Source organism: Psychrobacter sp. DAB_AL32B, assembly GCF_002224105.1.
Classification (GTDB): domain Bacteria; phylum Pseudomonadota; class Gammaproteobacteria; order Pseudomonadales; family Moraxellaceae; genus Psychrobacter.
The window spans coordinates 1-313 of the sequence record NZ_NEXU01000178.1; the positions used below are offsets into that span (position 1 = coordinate 1).

Sequence of the window (313 nt, forward strand, 5' to 3'; positions counted from 1 at the left end):
GTTGCCCATTGATAGATATTAGCTATCGCCGCACTGTATTTATCGTCTTTATCAGACTTGTCATCTTTATTAGACTTGTCATCTTTATCAGACTTGTCATCTTTATTAGATTTGTCGTCTTTATTAGATTTGTCGTCTTTATTAGACTTGTCGTCTTTATTAGACTTGTCGTCTTTGTTAGATTTGTCGTCTTTGTTAGATTTGTCGTCTTTGTTAGATTTGTCGTCTTTGTTAGATTTGTCGTCTTTGTTAGATTTGTCGTCTTTGTTAGTTTTGTCGTCTTTGTTAGACTTGTCGTTTTTTTTAGTTTTGT

The 313-nt window shown here is 32.9% G+C and carries 1 pseudogene; it reads right to left on the bottom strand.

What is annotated here, in order from left to right:
• Positions 1–313 (bottom strand): annotated as a pseudogene (locus tag CAN34_RS14330) (hypothetical protein); the annotation flags it as partial.